This is a genomic window from Rhodococcus huquni, from assembly GCF_055231055.1.
Window position 1 is genome coordinate 1 of the sequence record NZ_JBUYWE010000025.1, and the last position, 1,234, is coordinate 1,234.

Consider the following 1,234-nt stretch of genomic DNA (forward strand, 5'->3'; position numbering starts at 1 on the left):
GGTGGATTCACGCAGTCGTTGCAACAAGTAGTTCGTTGAGTTGTTCGGTTGGAGTGTTCCACAGGAGGGTTTTGCGGGGTCGCCCGTTGAGTTCGGCGGCGACCCGGTCTAGTTCATCGGCGGAGTGGGCGGACAGGTCGGTGCCCTTCGGGAAGTACTGACGCAGCAGACCGTTGGTGTTTTCGTTGGTTCCCCGTTGCCACGGACTGTGCGGGTCACAGAAGTAGACCGGCACGTCCGTGGCGACGGTGAACTGCGCATGACGTGCCATCTCGACCCCCTGATCCCAGGTGATCGACCGCGTCAGATGAGCGGGCAACCGGCGGATCTGACGGGTCATCTCCTGCTCGACCGCCTCGGCGGTATGCCCGTCGGGCAGGTGCAACAACATCACGAACCGGGTCGAGCGTTCGACCAACGTGCCGATCGCCGAGCCACTGCGGGCACCGATGATCAGATCGCCTTCCCAATGCCCGGGCACCGCCCGATCAGCGACCTCGGCCGGACGGTCGGCGATGTTGATCATCCCCGGGATCCGCGGCCGCCGGCTGTCGCTGCGTTTGGCTGGTTTGCGTAGCGCGCGCCCGGTGCGCAGGCAGGTCGCAAGCTCCCGCCGCAGACCACCGCGGCCCTGCACATACAGCGCTTGATAGATCGTTTCGTGCGACACCCACATCTCCGGCCGGTCAGGATGATCTTTGCGCAGCCGCCCCGCGATCTGCTCCGGCGAATACCGGCTGCGCAACATCTCGGTGACCACGGTACGTAGTTCACCGTCGACCGCCAGTTTCGATGGTTTCGGGCGCCTCGCCGACTGTTCGGTGACGCGTTGCGCGGCATGCGGGGAATACCGTCCCCGGTAATCGCTGTGCCGCCGCAGCTCCCGACTGATCGTCGACGGTGACCGCTTCAGTGCCGCAGCGATCTCACGCACCGACTTCCCCGACACTCGCAGCTCATAAATCTGCTCCCGCTCCGGCAGTGACAGAAACCGACCCGACGGCGGCGGCACGGCCCGCGGCGCGATCCCACCATGCCGATACACCAGCTTCCACGCCGCGCCCTCACTGAAACCCGCCGCTACCGCCGCCCGCCGAGTCGGCACACCCTCGACCCACGACACCCAGAACCGAGCCCGCGCTTCACTGCTCACCCTCCGCTGCCCATACGTCCTCGCCACCATCCACATCCCTTCATTCGATCAGGAATGTTGCGACGACCGCATGAACCGAAG

1 protein-coding gene is annotated in these 1,234 nt (G+C 65.3%); it reads right to left on the reverse strand.

What is annotated here, in order from left to right; all coding sequences use genetic code 11:
- Window positions 1-7: 7 nt before the first annotated feature.
- Window positions 8-1,183 carry an IS30 family transposase gene (locus ACZI8R_RS21060; RefSeq protein ID WP_463381589.1) on the reverse strand — a complete coding sequence of 392 codons (1,176 nt, stop codon included), beginning with the start codon at window positions 1,181-1,183 and terminating at the stop codon, window positions 8-10.
- Between the last annotated feature and the right edge of the window lie 51 nt (window positions 1,184-1,234).

Bases quoted from the DNA above. Each gene is read 5' to 3' on its own strand.
- ACZI8R_RS21060 (WP_463381589.1), bottom strand. From the start codon at position 1,183: ATGGTGGCGAGGACGTATGGGCAGCGGAGGGTGAGCAGTGAAGCGCGG.